Below are 17,310 nucleotides of genomic sequence, written 5' to 3' on the forward strand. Positions count from 1 at the left end.
TTCTTGCGGTACCTTCTCTAAAATCGTTTTTCAGGGGGCGTACTATACTTAACGTTGATGGGAGCCAAAAAACCCGACTAGGTTTGGGTGGCGTGGAGTATTATGTTTTCTCAATTCCGAGTTCGTTATCCCTTAGGCAGCCTGACCACTGAGTTACTGACCATTCATGAAGGAAAGTACGTGGTCAAAGCCGCTGTTCAAGTCGAAGGTGTAATCCTAGCGACAGGTTTGGCAGCAGCCGGTGAGATTGAGCTGGCAGAAGACAAGGCAACAGCCAGAGCGTTGAACTGTTTGGGAATTCCTGATGGAAGTTCTAGCCACAACACTCCAGTTACGCAGTCTGATGCTCAGATTACGCAAACTGTAGCGGTTGAGGTGCCAGTGGGGGTGATCGCAAACCCCAGACGCGAAACGGTCATTCCGTCAGAAAGCCCCTCGCAGCCAAGCCCAAATCGGCTGTATTCCGATCCAGTCAGCTTCAATGATATGGCTGGAATGTCCTTCTCAGATCGGGGACAAAAAGAAGCTGCTTCACCACCTCCCGTCGTGCTATCGAATCAGGATGTCCCGTTTGCAGAAGAGTATTCCCCTGCCCATACTGAGCTTTATGGGGATGATGCTGCGATCGAGACACCCGAAGAAATATCGGGAGGCTTGTTTAGCAACCAGCATAATCAGTCAATGCCTGCATCGCCTGGTTATCACGCTAGCGAAGAGATCATTCAGCCAAGTCCGATGGATATGACTATCGGTAGCACAAGTTCTGCTGCTGAGGAGATGGACTTATCCGAAGCGATGGCTAGAACGACCGTAGAAATTAAGCGTTTGCGCTGGACTGCTGAGCAAGGAAAAGATTATCTGAAGCGAACCTACGGTAAGCGAGGTCGTTCGGAGCTGAATCAGGAACAATTGCTGGATTTCCTGCGCTATCTTGAATCTCTCCCAACACCGGAAAAGTAACTGAGCAACATTGGCAATAAAAAATGGAGCTTCCCCCATTTTTTATTGCCGGGATGTGTAATTTTCTGTATTTCTCCCTCAATCGATCGGGAGCTAAGGATCGTGGATTGATTAACCTCCTATTTTTGCGTAGTAGGGGCATGGCATTGCCATGTCCCTACAAAACGTGAACGAGCGTAAGTTATTTAATCTATGTTCCTGAGGGGATCTCACAGCATTTGCTTGACTCGATCCTCCCAAGCCCCGCTCGATGGAGGGGCTAACCAGAAATTGCACGTCCGTTAACTTTTAATTCTCTATACCGCTGCAACGGCTGTGCGGGTAGCAGAGGGACTGCGTTTAATCACCTGATCGATCAAACCGTAGTCCTTGGCTTCCTCTGCGGACATAAAGAAATCGCGTTCGGTATCTTCCTCAATCCGCTCGATGGGCTGACCTGTGTGTTTAGCCAGATATTCGTTCAGCTGTCTTTTGTGGTACAGGATTTCCTTGGCTTGAATCTCAATATCGGTGGCTTGACCTTGAGCGCCGCCGAGAGGCTGGTGGATCATGATCCGGGAATGAGGCAGACTCATCCGCTTGCCTTTAGCACCCGCGCTGAGGAGGAAAGCGCCCATACTAGCGGCTAATCCGAGGCAGATGGTGCAAACATCCGGGCGGATTTGATTCATCGTGTCAAAAATGCCCATACCTGCGGTGACGGAACCACCGGGAGAGTTGATATACAGGTAAACGTCTTTCTCTGGATCTTCAGCGTCTAGAAACAGCAGCTGAGCCACGATTAAGTTGGCAAGGTCGGAATCAACCTGTTGTCCCAGGAAGATGATGCGTTCCCGGAGGAGCCGGGAGTAGATATCAAAGGCACGTTCGCCACGACCTGATTGTTCGATAACGGTAGGAATCATGGAGTCTGCTTTTTCGGGTGATTTTTCTTAATTTTAGCGATTGTAGGAGAAAGTACCGGGTGCTGGAAATACTACCGATACAACCCTAGCGAGAAGGTGCGCTTGCAGCAGGTGGATTGGGCTTGTCGGCTGGAATGTAGAACATCAGGGAAAACCCGTCGGTAGCACTGAAAGGGTAGGCGTGTTTTGTCGTTGTGTCCTCTGGGGTTCGGTTTTTCAACAGCGATCGCATCTTGCTGGTTGTCTTCGTCAGGAAACAATCGCCCAACTGGGTGAATCAATGGGACGAAGTGCGATCGCTATAGCAAATCGTACTGTTAGAACTATTCGGGGATGGAGGGAACCGAGTCATGCCTAAAAGACTTCTGCAAGCCGCCACGATCACCTTGTTGCTCAATGTAATCGCAGCACTAAGCGTCCCAACCACAATTCAGACACCGCGAGCGCTCTCAACTGCTCAACCCAACGCTAATGGGGAGTTGACTGGATCGACTTCTGTACAGATGCGTCCTTATTAACAAAGGAGTTGCTCGATATGACCGTGCAATTTAAAGATTTAGAAGCGATCGCTCAACAGAAGATTGACTTAACGCCAACAGCAGCACTGGCTGCACAGACACGGCAATATCAGGATGTACCTTTAGAAGAAATCTACGATTTACTCGAAAGTGTCACAGAACCTTTTACCGTGTTAGCGGATTCTCTTCCTACACCACTCCAACAAAGTGCCCGACAAGAAATTGAGTTTTTTGTCTGTTTGTACCAACAGCGCCTCGATCGCCCCCTCCATCAATCAAGCCAGAGATAGGATGCTTTAATTGATGGAAGTTCTTGGTAGACGCGGTAGCGAAGCGGTGTTGCTCTTAGCACGCTCCTAGCACCCCTGTCCTAGCGCTCTAGTTGCTCGCTTGGATAGGGGCGGCATCTATAATCTACACAAGCTATACCGGCTGGGGCGCTTTTCTTTTTCTCATCCCTGTGCTTCCCGCGAACCAGGCAATCTTATTCAAACCCAAAGACATAAAGAACGCTAAGAAAGGAAAGAAACTAATTTTGTTATAAACAAGGATAAAATCTCTATATATCAATATCAAACTTTGTTACGAAAATAAGTTGACTTGAACATGAAAAAAAGCATTTTTCTATTTTTGTTATTAGCCTTGGGTTCTTTTTCAGTAGTTTATTATTACTGGAAACAGGCGACCCAACTTCCTGAGTGGTACGTCACCAAAGAAAAAACTACAAATCCTCAAGTTAGACAAGTTGACTTTAGAAATGAAGCTGAACTCCAAACAGTCAAAGCAAGATTGCAAAGAAATGTTGATGCCAAAATAGAAAATAGCATTGGAGCTAGCCAAGGATTGCAAACAGAACTAAGCAGACGGGATGGAAGTGATAAAAAACCTGCTATTGATAAAAATACTCAAAATACTCAGGCGGAATTAGATAGTCAAGATATAGAAATTGACTTGAGTGAAAATGAAGTGAATGATTTGGTAATTTCAACAATTGCTAAAGATAAAAACACCAGTAAGTTACTGGCATCTACCAAGGGTCTCAATACAACCATCAAGAATGGTCAGGTAGAAAGCGGGGTTGTATTCAATGTCTCAGAAGTTCCCAAAGAAGAACTGAATCAACAAGAGAAAGAATTGTTGGAAAAAGTCATAAAAACATTCCCTTTTTTAGAAGAGAAGGAAGTTTATATTGGGGTAGAAGGTAAGCCAAGGGTAGAAAATGGGCAGTTAAAACTTGAAGAACAAACAAAAATAAAAGTAGGAAATTTGAGTTTTACGACAGCAGAACTTTCCCAGCGGCTGGGAATTCCTCAAGAGAAAATTGAACAAAGATTGAAACTGGAACTGGAATTGGGACGTTTAAAAATAAACGATATCGAAATTAAAGAAAATAACGCTTCGCTCAAAGGTTCGGTTAACTAATGTACTCACCCAGCCACGATTGACCAGAATCTAGCGTGGGATGGAGCGATCGCTCCATTCATCACGCTAAACTGCTAGGGGTGAAAACGTACTCATATCGAGTTCTGCTATTAGCCCCATGACCAATCGCCTCAATCAAGCTGAAAGTCTGTACCTCCGCAAACACGCTGAAAATCCCATCGACTGGTGGCCTTGGAGTGAAGAAGCCCTAGAAGCTGCCAAGCGGGACAATAAGCCAATTTTCCTATCGATTGGCTACTCCAGCTGCCACTGGTGTACGGTGATGGAAGGAGAAGCGTTTTCCGACCAGGCGATCGCAGACTATATGAATGCCAACTTTATCCCGATCAAGGTAGACCGGGAAGAACGACCTGACATTGATAGTATTTATATGCAGGCGTTACAGATGATGGTAGGTCAAGGCGGTTGGCCCTTGAATGTCTTTCTCTCTCCTGAGGATCGGGTGCCGTTTTATGGCGGTACATATTTTCCGGTAGAACCGCGCTACGGGCGTCCCGGATTTTTACAAGTGCTACAAGCGATTCGTGGTTACTACGATACAGACAAAGCGAAGTTGCACGCGGTAAAAGAAGAACTTCTGGGTCATCTCCAGCAAGCAGCCATTCTGCGACCAAGTATGGGGACGGGTTTAAAACCTGCCTTGACCAACAAGGATTTGCTACAGCAGGGGTTAGAAACGAATACCGGGATAGTGGCTTCTAGCGAACATGGCGCTAGTTTCCCAATGATGCCCTATGCCGAGTTGGCGCTGCGAGCAATTCGATTTAATTTTGAATCCAAATACGACGCCAAGCAGGCGTGTACCCAGCGCGGTTTAGATTTAGCACTGGGCGGGATTTACGACCATGTAGGCGGCGGTTTTCACCGCTACACGGTCGATCCGACTTGGACGGTACCGCATTTTGAAAAAATGCTCTATGACAATGGTCAGATCGTGGAGTATCTGGCTGATTTGTGGAGTGCTGGGATACAAGAACCGGCATTTGAAAGAGCGATCGCAGGTACATTTCAATGGCTAAAGCGAGAAATGACGGCACCGCAGGGGTACTTCTATGCTGCCCAAGACGCGGATAATTTTACCCATCCAGAGGAAGCAGAACCAGAGGAAGGGGCATTTTATGTCTGGACGTACCCTGAAGTAGTCGAGTTGCTGACTCCAGAGGAGTTAGAGGAAATTCAACTGCAATTTACCGTGACGCCAGGAGGCAACTTTGAAGGTCTCAATGTCTTGCAGCGCCGCCATCCGGGTATTTTGAGCGAAACAGTGGAAAGGGCACTCGCAAAGCTATTTGAAGCACGTTACGGTACGCCACCCGCCGCCCTAGAAACCTTTCCTCCTGCCCGCAATAACCACGAGGCAAAAACTGGCAGTTGGTCGGGTCGAATTCCGCCAGTGACGGATACTAAAATGATTGTGGCTTGGAATAGCCTGATGATTTCAGGTTTAGCCAGAGCTTACGGGGTATTTGGGAAGGAAGAATATCTGTCCTTAGCTGGAAAAGCGGCTAATTTCATTTTGGATTGTCAGTGGGTAGAAGGACGCTTCCACCGTCTCAACTACGACGGAAAACCTTCGGTACTAGCGCAGTCGGAAGATTACGCTTTGTTTATTAAAGCGCTGCTTGATTTGCACCAAGTAACTCACGCTAGTTTCTGGATGGAGAAAGCGATCGCCCTTCAAGAAGAATTTGACGAATTCCTCTGGAGTGTGGAACTGGGTGGATACTATAACACCGCCAGCGATGCCAGTAGCGATCTATTAGTGCGGGAACGCAGCTATGTAGATAATGCCACCCCGGCTGCGAATGGAATTGCGATCGCTAACTTAGTGCGTCTGGCTTTACTCACTGAAAATCTTACCTATCTCGACCGCAGCGAACAAGCTTTGCAAGCTTTCAGCAGTGTGATGCATCAGTCCCCTCAAGCTTGTCCCAGTTTGTTTACCGCCCTGGATTGGTATCACCACTGTACGCTGGTTCGCACTACTATTGACCACCTAACTCCTTTAGTTGCTCAATATCTGCCTACAACGGTATCGACGGCGGAGTCGAATCTGCCATTGGGTGCGGTCGGGTTAGTTTGCCAAGGACTAACTTGTCTGGAACCGTCCCAAAGTCGCGACCAAATGTGGGAACAAGTGCAGCGAAGTCAAATTCGCAATTAAAAGTACCAAGTTAGAAATTAAAGAGGTAAGATTTAATTCTTCTTTTTTAATTTCACCTTCGGAATTGGCTTTAGCGATTAGCCGCAATTTATTTTAGGATGGTGCTTCACAAATCATTTAGGGCTGCGATAGCAATCCTATTTTAATTGTGAGATGCTAGATTTCCGAATCCCCGACTTCTCTCAGCCGTCGGGGATCTTGCCTTTACATACAATTATTGAGGGCTACAATATAGACTTTTTATTTTATTTTTGTTAAAATAAAATCGATAAGGAAGAACTAGCTTTTAATATTTAAATCAGACATATTTCTATTATTTAAGGATACCTTGGGCAGCCTAATTAAGAAAGTCATATTAAATAAGAATTTTGCGCGATCGCCTGCAAGCCGTTATCCCCACTCGTAATTAAAAATGTAAGGGTCAGCAGATTTGTACAACTAATCTAACGGTTGGTTGCGATTAGTTATTAGCTCTGAATTATCACCAATAACTAATGGCAGCTTCAACATAGGTTTCTTTACGCTCTCCTACTTAATTTTTAATTTCAGAAGGCGGAATTTTCTCAAGGCTAATTAAGGCTTCCATCACTGATTTCACTACAGGTGCGGCTACGGTGGAACCATAGACCTTGCCCTTCGGTTCATCGACAACAGCTAGAACCACATAGCGGGGAGCATCAACCGGAAAAATGCCCACAAAGCTAGTGATTCTGGCAGAGCTAGAATATCCCCCAGTAGCGCTGGCTTTCTGGGAAGTGCCTGTTTTCCCTCCTATTCGATAGCCTGGGATTTGCGCCGCTTTCCCGGTTCCCTTCGTGACGACCGCTTCCATCATTTCTAACACCGTCTGAGTCGTCGATGGGGAAAAGACGGGGCGCGGCGTGGGTAGCGTTGGCTGCCAGTACATCTGCCCTTGGGAGTCGATGAGTCCCCGGACGAGATGAGGAGTTACCAGTTTGCCGCCATTGGCGAGAGCAGCGTGCAACTGAGCCAGATGGATGGGGGTGAGAGAAAAGCCCTGACCAAAGGAGGTGGTAGCGGGTTCAATTCGAGATGACGTAAACTGCTCTTGGCTTTTCATTTGTCCGGGTGATTCAAAGGGCAGGTCGATACCAACCGCTTGCCCCAGCCCCAGCCGTTCCAGCCAACCGTAGTAGATACTCGGCTTGAGTTGTTGGATGACTTGCACCATGCCGACGTTGCTCGACTGTTGCAGAATCTGAGAAATCGACAGGGCACCGTGACTGCCCTCTTCAGCATTTTTGATCTGCCAGCCAGCTACCTGAATCTGACCTCGATCGTAGAATACAGTGTCGGGTTTGATGGCTCCCGCTTCTAGCGCGATCGCTATATTGAGCGGCTTAAACGTCGAACCCGGTTCATAAAGGTCTGCCAGCGCCCAGTTCTTAAACAAACCCACGTCAGATGTAGAATACTCATTCGGGTTGTACGTCGGCTCTGCAACCAGCGACAGCACCGCACCATCCCGCGCATCCATCACGATGATAGTGCCCCGTTTGGCACTAAACAATTCCATTTGTTGCTTGAGGGCAGAACGAGCAGCACGTTGCAGGCGATTATCTATTGTCAGTTGGAGTTGCAGCTCATCAAAATGCAGCAATCCTTCGGGCAGGTGATCCGGCATCAACGTTCCGTTACCAGCGCGGCTAAGCCGAACAGTGCGAACAGCCCGGGTGAGTAAATTTTCCTGGCTATACTCCACACCCGCCTGACCGCGATGATCCACATCCACATAGCCCACCACGTCTGCGGCTAGATCCTGCTGGGGATAGAGGCGGGCGTAATGTTGAATCAGCTCTAAGCCATCGGTTCGCAAATGGGAAATACCGTCAGCTTCTTCTTCTGTCAGGGCGTAGGCAACCCGAATTCCACTTTCCTGCTTGTTGAACTGCTTAAGCAAATTGTCAGCAGAAACTCCCAAAATCACCGCCAATTTCGTCGCAATTGCCTGTTTAGATTGTTTAAACAGCTTTGGGTGGGCGTACAGCGTATAGGCGGGACGGTCAGTTGCCAAAACGTTACCACTGCGATCCACAATCGAGCGTCGGGGAACAAAGGGGCGCAGATAGACCATCTGCTGCTGTCGCGCTTTTTGCAACAGGCTCGGTGCCTGCACCACTTGTAGGCGATACAAATTGATCGCCAGCCCTAGCCCGCTCAGAGACATGATTAGCCAAACAAGCAGCAACCGTAAGGATGAAGTACCCAGCAACAAGGACGGAGAACGCAATAGGCTCCAATCAAAAGACTTCTGAGGTAAAGACTGCTGTGGTGATATCTTCTCCTGTTGCCGATTTTCGCCGCCTTGCTTTGGTTCTGATGACTGACGACTTTTTCCGTTTTGAGTGGGTTTTCGAGGCAGTTTTTTCACTGACTCTGGCATTCCACTTCCATTCTGGTTCAACTCGCTCGTCCCTTTAGCAGTTCCAGAAACCTTTTGCGTAGGCAGCGACCTACGATTGCTGACTCCTGACTTTTCCATACCTCGTTAATAGCCTAGTGGCGTAGTTGGGGATGTTTCTGAGTTAGGAGCTGCCGCTGGCTTGGGCCGTGACTGGCGCTGGGGTGCTGGCGGCAGAAAGATGGTGTTAGCTGGATTGGGAGCAACCAAACCCGTACCCGGACGCTCAGCTTCTTGAGCCAACTGATTTTTTAGGGCTTCATTTGCCGCTGTCATTTGCCGCTCGTTGCGTTGCAGATTTTCCAACTTGCGGTACTCCTGGCTCCACATCTGCTGAGTATAGACCGTCCAGGCATAAACTCCCAGGGTGCTAGCAATCAAGAAGAAACATACCAGGTTGGAGGTGCGCTGCAATGTCACCAGCGATCGCAGCCATGCGGGTGTCTGTGCCTGAAAGTCCCGCTGTTGGGAGCTTCTGCTACGGGTTCTAGACGATGAACCGCTTTCGGAACGCAGGGGTATTGCCTTTCCTCTAGGTTGCCGCGAGGAAACAGTGCTTCTTCTATCCGGACGGTGACGATCTGGAGTCAGGGAGTGAGGGGCAGCAGCCATAAGTAGTTCTTTTTATTAGTATCAGTTGTCAGAAATGAGTTTTTTCTCTTCTCAAGGTCAGTTTGCTTTGCCTCTGACTGTTGACCACTGACAAAGGACAATAAACCAATCAATTTAAACTCTAGACACAAGAGCTGTCTATAGTCCATATTTTCTCGCATCGAATCCAACATTCCTGTCGAGATGGCTAATCGATAGCGAACGTGTACCTAGTCGCTACCTTCGACGCAACCACAGCTTAACACTCTCCAATTGCTTCTTTTGGCAAGGTCATCGCGATTGCTTTGAGATGAACAGGAGAAGGTTCGCCAGGATGAAGAATGTAAGATTTTGGGATGCTGAGGGAAGCTGCTGGAGAGCTGCTCGCGTTACCCACCGGATAGGATGAGGGATAAATTTCTGCTTCTGAGTTTCTGACTGCTGACTCCTGAATGCTAGCGTCCTTCTCCTCACCCCGCGCTAACAACGGTTGGGGGGAATTAAGGGAATTTCAACAATAAACTCTGCACCTTGACCGACTTGGGAGTGGCATTGTAGCTTGCCTTTGTGTTGGGTAACGATGATCTGATAACTTACTGCTAAGCCCAATCCGCTGCCCTGACCAACGTCTTTCGTAGTAAAGAAGGGGTCAAAGATTTTCGACTGAATTTCTGGGGGAATTCCTGGCCCATTGTCAGCGATCGCAATCCGCACACTAGCGACCCCTTGAGAGCAGTCCGGCACCAATTCGGTACGCAAGGCGATTTTTTTGTCCTCGGAAGACCCCCGATTGAGCGCTTCTATCGCATTCATCAGAATACTCAAGAAAACTTGATTGAGTTGCTTCGGGTAACACTCCACTAAAGGCAAGTCGCTATAGTTTCTCTCTATTTGGATCTCATTGCCCAGCTGACTGTGCAGCAAGAACAGCGTATTTTCCAGCCCGATGTGAATATCTACTGGTTTCAGGGACGCTTGATTATGGCGCGAGAAGTTCTGCAATGATTTAACAATTTCGTGAATTCGCTGGGCACCTGCCTGCATCGAATTCAAAATGCGTGGTAAATCTCTCAGGAGGAAATCTAGCTCTAGTTCCTCAGTGAGCTTTTGTAATTCAGCATCTGGATTGACATAGAAAGTTTGATAGCTCCGCACTAATCGAATCAGGTCATCTACATACTTTTCCACATAAGGAATATTGCCATAGATAAAGTTCACTGGATTATTAATTTCGTGGGCAACGCCAGCTACCATCCGACCCAGACTTGACATTTTTTCACTTTGAATCAACTGGGATTGCGTTAGCCGCAGTTCAATCAGCGTTTGGGCAAGTTGCTTAGCTTGAGCGGCGCTTTCTACTGCCTGCTGCTGAGTTTGGGCGTATAAGTTGGCTTGTCGAATGGAAATCGCCAGCTGATCGGCAACCGCTTGGGCAAGTGTCCGGTCATTTTTCGACCAATACCGAATATGCGAACACTGATTGAGATAAAGAATTGCGTTGAGTGTTCCGTTTGCCTGTACTGGCACGACCAGGGAAGATTTTATCTGGGCTTTTTGATACTCTTCGTTTGCTTCCCCAATTCGGGGGTCTTGCTTGATGTCAGGAATACTCACTTGTTGACGATGCTGGATTGCCCATTGGGTCAGTGGTCCGTGGGTATCAAAGTCATCAATAGTAGAGGGAAAAGGCTCCCGACACACCTCAAAAAGGTATTTCCGCCGAAAAGCGGCACCCTCAGCGGGCAAGGGTTGCAATAAGCAAGTTTTATCTGTTCGCTCCTCGGCTTCTTGCTCCCCGGCTTCAGACGCGATCGCCTTTGTCTCTACAAGCTGCTTCTCGACTCCCCGGCTTCGCTCCTCTTCCAAAGTGTCGCTATGTTCCACCAGATGCACTAGACACCGATCTGCTGACAGCGCCTGCATCAGATGCGCGATCGCTTCAGTCAGAATCGTCTCCAAGTTAAAACTCTGCCGGGTTTGACTGGTAATTTGATTCACCAGTTGCTCTCTTTGAGCTTGTTTCTGGGTTTGCTCGTAAAGCTGAGCTTGACAAATCGCAATTTCTAGCTGCTGGGCGATCGCTTGCAGAAATTCAATTTCGGAGTTTGACCAGGTGCGGGGTTGCTCTGAAATACAGACAATAAAGCCAACCCATCCTTCTTTTCGCTTAACCGGAACGAACAAGTTAGCCCTGTCCCAGGGAGAAGACCCTTGGGAGCGTCCACTGGTGTCGATTTGCTGGTTATCTCGCTTTAGCCAGGAAAGCCATCGATTCATCATCCCCCCTGTCGTCGGGTGAGAACCTGCTGTTTGGCTGTTGATAATTAATTTCCCAGAAGCGATCGCACTCTCCACTGCGCCAAAAGTTTCTAAGGGATGGTACCCCAGTTGAGAATTCTTTTGCTCTCCATTGATCCGCTCGCAGACAACTTGTACCCGCTTGGTATCCTCGAAATACCACAAAAAACAACACCTATCTAGGTGTAGCAACGTGGCAATTTCGTCCACTGCCGTTTGCAGCACCACTTGCAACTCCAACGAGTTGCGGATGCGATCCACAATTTTCTGTAGCAGTGCCCAATGCTTTCGCGGGTACTGAATCCAGGCTGGAAATAATTTGCTGGTATAAGCCACAAGCGGAAACACGCCGCCTCCCTTGAACTCTTCTTGCGCGTCTAGTTTGGTAAAGATTTTAGGCAGCGGTCAATCGTCCTGTTGTCAAATCACTAGCAATTGGTAAGCCATGTTAGTTTATCAGTCACTTTGGTCGTAAATTGTATTCAGAATAACTGATACTGAGTCTCCACATCTCCCTAAAGGTTGATTTCTTAGCTTCATTCCGTTGCTTTGCTGAGAAAACTAAATTCGCTCCCGATGTGGAAATCCTCGAAAATTCGCGGATAGACAAAATTACCACTTGCTGGTAAATTCTGCTCTGTTTTTCCGAGGCTTCTACTAAAAAAGAAATTGAAAAAAACCCAAAGCAATATCACTCTCAGGAGTGAGTGTGAATCCAGCAGTACGAGAGTATTCTTTCCTAAGTACGAAATCCGAAGAATACGGTGGGGCGCACCGGAATTCAAGCTTGGGAGCAAGGAACCTCACTCTTTTGGAATACCCAAAACTGGCTAAGAGGACTGGTGAAACCAAGAATTCCAGATTTCACCTGCGGGAGCGTCTAAGCAAAAACCGCAATATTGTGATTAAATAGCAAACGATTCCTTTGGTTGCAATCTCTTAAAGAGGAGTGTATGAACAAAAAAATAGTGAGTCTGCTTTTAGTTCTCGGCTTGGCTACCACCTTGGGAGCTTGTCAGGAAGGACCGAGTGATAGTAATACTAGCCCTTCTCCTACCACATCTCCAACGACTGGTGGAACGACTGGTGGAACGACTACTAGCCCAGCGCCCACAAAGTCTCCTTAAGGAGCTGGTTTTCGCTCCTTACTTCTCCTGAAAGGGATTCATACCGAATCGACGGGTATGAAAGTTAGTAGTGAGTTCTAAAACATCTGAACCCCGATCTGGTAATTGCTCCTCACACATTCACTGGGTATCTACTACTATCTGAGTCAATATTGACACCCAGGACAACTGTTATGTTGGCAACAACTGACTGACGAAAACAACTGGGGTCACAAGCATTAGTTGGCTCACCTAGAGTCGGAGTAAGGTCTGACTATGTTTATCTGTTGTTGCGGTAGGCGGCTTTGGCATTAAATGCGACTACTGCAATTTAGTACTTCTCACTATTGTCGGAAAGCAAGACTGGGGCTAGGTTATAAGCAAATTGCTTATCAGGTTGAAAATTTAACCCCAGGGCTACATATCCTCAAACTCAAGCCAATCACCGGACTCACGACAGTGCCGGTGCTTTTGTTAGAGGCAGAAGATATGCAGGGAGTCAGCGAAGCCATCCCGTCAGGGACGCGGCAGGAAGTGCAAGCGATCGCTGACTCGACGCAGATTTTACAATTTCTAGATCGCTATCGCCCAGAACCAGCGCTATCGTTACCGGATCGCCAACTACAGACAGAAGCCTTGATGCTGGAAGATTGGCTGGATGAAAGTATCGGCACGGCGACTCGCTTTGTTTACTATGATTTTCGTGCCGGTGCTGGTAAGCAAATCGACCCTTCGCCGTCTAGTCAGCTGGTGATTCAGGTGGTGCGGCGGCAATATGGAATTAATCAGGCGGCGGTGGAACTGGCAGCAAATCGGCTGAAGGTAGCAATGGAAGTCTTGTCCAGTCGCTGGCAGAATAGCCTCTACCTGGTGGGCGATCGCTTAAGCGTTGCAGACATCGCCGCAGCCGCTTTACTCAGTCCTCTAGCGCTGATTCCTCAATACCGAGAAGATTATCCTTGGTTGTTTGAGCGCATTGAGCGGATTCACCTTCTTTGTCGGGAACCACTACCCCCCGGATTGGGAAATTAAAAATTAAAAATTAAAAATACACTGAAAATTAAAAATAGAAATGAAAAAGCCCATTATTTCACTATGGATTTTGCAATTTTCATTTCAACTGCTGGGGGTGATGCCTGCTAGGGGACTGCCACCACCGGAGGATACTCCTGAGGAAGTATTGCGGACGGAGATTATTACGGAAGCGCGATCGCCTATCGACGGCAAGCAACTCACGGCTGCTGAGTATGCCCAATTGCAGAACGCTCTGCAAACCCGTCCTGCTGCAACATCCCAGGTAAATCCCAAACTGCGAGAATTAGTTTTTCTGCTCCGCGTGCGGCGGCTGCTACGTACCTTTGGTATCCCCACGCCCAAATAAATCCCGCATTCTAGCGATTAATTTTTCTGCTTTGCATGCGGTAACTGTTATAAATGTTCGCGTTCCTGGGACAGTGATGGCAACGCGAAAAACGTTTGCCTAAGCAAGTCGCTATCATAAACTGCGTACACCCTACTTAAAAGCTGCCTTTGTTTACTTTACCTACTTGCTTGCTCCGACTCTTAACTCAATACTCAGATGAAGACGTAAATTTCAATAACTCTAAAAACAGCCAGTTTCACGCTAGATGACGATGCACTTTTATTGACATTGTCCTAACTAGAAAAAACAACTGTGTCCTGCTACCGATGACAAAATATACAAAAAACAAAAAATGTATATAAATATTAAAGTGCTGTTAACCAGAGGGAGATGCTCGTTCTTCAACCGCTAGCTGCTATAGCCCTACCTTACGGGAAGACTTTCAGGCTTAGGGCAGACGCTACGCGATCGCCTTAAGCCAACGATACGGGCGATCGCAACACACGTGCGCGTCCAAAAAGCCCTATCGAGAACCCATTCATTCAAGACCTTTAGATAAATAGGTTTATGTCCATGACCATCGCCCCCGAACAGATTGAGCGGATTGTTTGGAATCAACATCAAGACCCATTTGAAATTCTGGGTGCCCATCCCATTCAGCAAAATGGCAAAACCGTCTGGGCAGTGCGAGCCTACCTACCCAATGCCAACGCCGCGTGGGTAGTTTGCCCCCAAGAACGGACAGAATATCCCATGCAAGCAGTGCATCACCCTCATTTTTTTGAATGCACCATTGAGATGCCAGAACTGGCAAACTATCAGCTGCGGATTCAAGAAGGGGAACACGAGCGTGTTATCTACGACCCCTATGCCTTCCGCTCTCCCCACCTGACAGAGTTTGACTTACACCTGTTTGCAGAAGGGAATCATCATCGCATCTACGAGAAACTAGGTGCCCATGCAACGGAAATTGATGGGGTAACAGGAGTTTATTTTGCAGTTTGGGCACCCAATGCCCGCAACGCTTCTGTCTTGGGGGATTTTAATAACTGGGATGGTCGCAAACATCAAATGCGTAAAGGTTCCACCGGCATCTGGGAAATGTTCATCCCAGGTTTGGGCGTTGGGGAACACTATAAATATGAAATCAAAAACGCCGACGGTCACATTTACGAAAAATCCGATCCCTACGGCTTCCAGCATGAAGTGCGTCCTAAAACAGCATCGATTGTCACTGACTTAGATTCCTACCAATGGAATGACCAAGATTGGATGGAAAAGCGCCGCCACACCGACCCGCTCACCCATCCTATCTCTGTCTATGAAGTTCATCTAGGGTCTTGGCTGCACGCTTCCTCTGCTGAACCGCCACGGTTGTCCAATGGAGAGACAGAGCCAGTGGTAGTCGTCTCTGACTACAAACCAGGAGCGCGTTTCCTCACCTACCGGGAACTGGCAGAACGGCTAATTCCTTACGTTAAAGAGCTGGGATTTACTCATATTGAATTATTGCCAGTCGCTGAGCATCCTTATGATGGCTCTTGGGGGTATCAGGTAACAGGGTACTATGCCTGCACTTCCCGTTTTGGGACACCTGAGGACTTCATGTATTTTATTGACCAGTGCCACCAGAACGAGATTGGGGTGCTAGTGGACTGGGTTCCGGGTCACTTCCCCAAAGATGGTCACGGTCTCGCCTTCTTCGATGGCACTCACCTTTACGAACACGCCGACCCCCGCAAAGGCGAACACAAGGAGTGGGGAACTCTAGTCTTTAACTACAACCGCAATGAAGTGCGGAACTTCCTGGTTGCCAACGCCCTGTTCTGGTTTGACAAGTACCACATTGATGGAATTCGTGTGGATGCTGTGGCGTCGATGCTTTACTTAGACTATTGCCGTGAGCCTGGGGAATGGTTGCCTAACCAGTACGGCGGCAGAGAAAACATTGAGGCGGCTGATTTTCTGCGTCAGGCGAATCATGCAATTTTCAGTTATTACCCTGGTACCTTGTCGATTGCAGAAGAGTCAACTTCCTGGCCTATGGTGTCTTGGCCTACTTACGTAGGAGGACTGGGCTTTAATTTGAAGTGGAACATGGGCTGGATGCACGACATGCTGGACTATTTCCACATGGATCCCTGGTTCCGTCAGTTCCACCAGAACAATATTACTTTCAGTATGTGGTACAACCACAGCGAGAACTTCATGTTGGCCCTATCTCATGATGAGATAGTTCACGGCAAGAGTAATATCATTGGTAAGATGCCGGGGGATGAGTGGCAGAAGTTAGCGAATGTCCGCTGCTTATTCGCCTTTATGTTTACTCACCCAGGCAAGAAAACTCTATTTATGAGCATGGAGTTTGGGCAGTGGAGTGAGTGGAATGTCTGGGGTGACTTAGAGTGGCATTTGTTGCAGCATGAGTCGCATCAAAAACTGAAGCGGTTTATGAGTGAACTCAACCATGTCTACCGCAGCGAATCAGCTCTTTTTACTCAGGATTTTGCTCAAGAAGGCTTTGAGTGGATTGATTGCAGCGACAACCGTCATAGCGTGGTCGCGTTTATCCGCAGGGCGAAAGATTCGGAGGAGTTTATTATCACAGTGTGCAATTTTACTCCTCAGCCGCATAGTCACTACCGTGTAGGTGTCCCCGAACCCGGATTCTATACCGAACTGTTTAACAGCGATGCCCGTGAGTACGGGGGAAGTAACATGGGCAATTTAGGCGGTAAGTGGACAGATGAGTGGTCGTTCCACACCCGTCCTTATTCGCTAGACTTGTGTTTGCCGCCACTAGGAGTGCTGGTTTTGAAGCTTGACCGGCAGAAGACAGCAGCCGCGATGCAGTCTTGGCTGTCTCAGGGATAGTAGGATTTCTTGTTCCCAGACAACTGTTCTGGGAACGGAAATCTAGATGCGATCGCATTCCTGATTACCAAGCGAGAATAGCGATCGCATTCACACTTTGCAACCTTTATCTTGCTCTTTTCGCATCGCTCCCAAAAGGGTGGAAACAAATACACAGCGTTTGATTTCCCCACCATTCTTAATGTTCAGCGTTACCCTTGCCAGATATAAGTTCTCTTGCGGATTCATAATTACGCAACCTCTATAGTCAAACCGAACTCGGCGCGGACTACCTAAGGACTGTGAAGCTAAGGTGGTATTAGGAGCGTCTATTTGAATACTTTGCTCAAAATTCTGCCATTGTCCGGGGCTGGGGTTAATACCGGCACGGTGAACTGCCCACTGAACAACTTCATTTTGTTCTTGAAAGCTAGCTTCCCAAGCAACTTTGTCGCGCTTAGCGTTGCTTTGGGCTTCTCGCATCGCTCGGTAAACTTGGTCTTGGGCGACTCTGAGACGTTGGGCATTGAGAAATCCCACCCAACTGGGGGCGGCGATCGCGCTTAAAATCCCTATTATTAAAATTACTACTAAACTCTCTATCAGCGTGAACCCGCCGCTGGAGCAATTAGATAACTTTTTACGCATTAGCTAGATACTAAAAAGACACACCCAATTTCTCAAGTT

Annotated in this window: 15 protein-coding genes and 1 pseudogene; 9 read left to right on the plus strand and 7 right to left on the minus strand. The window is 47.8% G+C overall.

Features of this window, described 5'->3' with window-relative positions; translation table 11 throughout:
* The first annotated feature begins 102 nt into the window (after positions 1 to 102).
* Positions 103 to 960 (plus strand): hypothetical protein, encoded by an 858-nt coding sequence (locus NC994_RS15295; protein WP_190439159.1) that lies wholly within the window; start codon positions 103 to 105, stop codon positions 958 to 960.
* 296 nt (positions 961 to 1,256) lie between these two features.
* On the opposite strand, the pseudogene clpP reads toward NC994_RS15295, so the two are convergent.
* Positions 1,257 to 1,868: pseudogene (clpP, locus tag NC994_RS15300) on the minus strand (ATP-dependent Clp endopeptidase proteolytic subunit ClpP); the annotation flags it as partial.
* 68 nt (positions 1,869 to 1,936) lie between these two features.
* On the minus strand, positions 1,937 to 2,125 hold the full coding sequence (locus NC994_RS15305; protein ID WP_348225586.1) for a hypothetical protein: 189 nt from the start codon (positions 2,123 to 2,125) through the stop codon (positions 1,937 to 1,939).
* A 90-nt stretch (positions 2,126 to 2,215) separates the two neighbouring features.
* Between NC994_RS15305 and NC994_RS15310 the strand changes: the two genes are divergently transcribed.
* The 4 genes from NC994_RS15310 to NC994_RS15325 all read left to right on the plus strand — a co-directional run bounded on the left by NC994_RS15310 (position 2,216) and on the right by NC994_RS15325 (position 5,990).
* Positions 2,216 to 2,383, plus strand: a complete 168-nt coding sequence (locus tag NC994_RS15310; RefSeq protein ID WP_190439163.1) for a hypothetical protein — start codon at positions 2,216 to 2,218, stop codon at positions 2,381 to 2,383.
* Positions 2,384 to 2,400: 17 nt separating this feature from the next.
* Positions 2,401 to 2,673 carry a hypothetical protein gene (locus NC994_RS15315; protein WP_190410656.1) on the plus strand — a complete coding sequence of 91 codons (273 nt, stop codon included), beginning with the start codon at positions 2,401 to 2,403 and terminating at the stop codon, positions 2,671 to 2,673.
* Positions 2,674 to 2,989: 316 nt separating this feature from the next.
* Positions 2,990 to 3,805 (plus strand): hypothetical protein, encoded by an 816-nt coding sequence (locus tag NC994_RS15320; RefSeq protein WP_190439165.1) that lies wholly within the window; start codon positions 2,990 to 2,992, stop codon positions 3,803 to 3,805.
* A gap of 118 nt (positions 3,806 to 3,923) precedes the next feature.
* Positions 3,924 to 5,990 carry a thioredoxin domain-containing protein gene (locus NC994_RS15325; RefSeq protein ID WP_190439167.1) on the plus strand — a complete coding sequence of 689 codons (2,067 nt, stop codon included), beginning with the start codon at positions 3,924 to 3,926 and terminating at the stop codon, positions 5,988 to 5,990.
* Positions 5,991 to 6,522: 532 nt separating this feature from the next.
* On the opposite strand, the gene NC994_RS15330 is transcribed toward NC994_RS15325, so the two are convergent.
* The 4 genes from NC994_RS15330 to NC994_RS15345 form a co-directional block, all read right to left on the minus strand.
* Positions 6,523 to 8,178 carry a penicillin-binding protein 2 gene (locus NC994_RS15330; RefSeq protein WP_199302347.1) on the minus strand — a complete coding sequence of 552 codons (1,656 nt, stop codon included), beginning with the start codon at positions 8,176 to 8,178 and terminating at the stop codon, positions 6,523 to 6,525.
* Positions 8,179 to 8,499: 321 nt separating this feature from the next.
* Positions 8,500 to 9,024, minus strand: a complete 525-nt coding sequence (locus tag NC994_RS15335) for a hypothetical protein (RefSeq protein WP_242030337.1) — start codon at positions 9,022 to 9,024, stop codon at positions 8,500 to 8,502.
* 238 nt (positions 9,025 to 9,262) lie between these two features.
* Positions 9,263 to 9,490 (minus strand): hypothetical protein, encoded by a 228-nt coding sequence (locus NC994_RS15340; protein ID WP_190439169.1) that lies wholly within the window; start codon positions 9,488 to 9,490, stop codon positions 9,263 to 9,265.
* Complete coding sequence (locus NC994_RS15345) at positions 9,484 to 11,649, minus strand: GAF domain-containing protein (RefSeq protein ID WP_190439182.1); 2,166 nt, start codon at positions 11,647 to 11,649, stop codon at positions 9,484 to 9,486. The genes NC994_RS15340 and NC994_RS15345 overlap by 7 nt, the downstream gene beginning before the upstream one ends.
* Positions 11,650 to 12,254: 605 nt before the next feature.
* On the opposite strand from NC994_RS15345, the gene NC994_RS15350 reads away from it, so the two are divergent.
* The 4 genes from NC994_RS15350 to glgB all read left to right on the plus strand — a co-directional run bounded on the left by NC994_RS15350 (position 12,255) and on the right by glgB (position 16,644).
* Positions 12,255 to 12,428, plus strand: a complete 174-nt coding sequence (locus NC994_RS15350; RefSeq protein WP_190439185.1) for a hypothetical protein — start codon at positions 12,255 to 12,257, stop codon at positions 12,426 to 12,428.
* Positions 12,429 to 12,722: 294 nt separating this feature from the next.
* The gene (locus NC994_RS15355; RefSeq protein WP_190410651.1) at positions 12,723 to 13,439 is read left to right on the plus strand and encodes a glutathione S-transferase family protein; all 717 of its coding nucleotides are present in this window, start codon (positions 12,723 to 12,725) and stop codon (positions 13,437 to 13,439) included.
* A 40-nt stretch (positions 13,440 to 13,479) separates the two neighbouring features.
* A complete protein-coding gene (locus NC994_RS15360; protein WP_190410650.1) occupies positions 13,480 to 13,788 on the plus strand; it encodes a hypothetical protein in 309 nt (102 codons plus the stop codon).
* A gap of 549 nt (positions 13,789 to 14,337) precedes the next feature.
* A complete protein-coding gene (glgB, locus tag NC994_RS15365) occupies positions 14,338 to 16,644 on the plus strand; it encodes a 1,4-alpha-glucan branching enzyme (RefSeq protein WP_190439188.1) in 2,307 nt (768 codons plus the stop codon).
* Between the two features lie 90 nt (positions 16,645 to 16,734).
* On the opposite strand, the gene NC994_RS15370 is transcribed toward glgB, so the two are convergent.
* Positions 16,735 to 17,271, minus strand: coding sequence for a type II secretion system protein (locus tag NC994_RS15370; protein WP_190439191.1), 537 nt, complete (start codon positions 17,269 to 17,271; stop codon positions 16,735 to 16,737).
* Positions 17,272 to 17,310: the final 39 nt, after the last annotated feature.

Origin of the sequence: Trichocoleus sp. AS-A1, assembly GCF_039962015.1 — a bacterium.
Taxonomy (GTDB): Bacteria; Cyanobacteriota; Cyanobacteriia; order Cyanobacteriales; family FACHB-T130; genus FACHB-T130.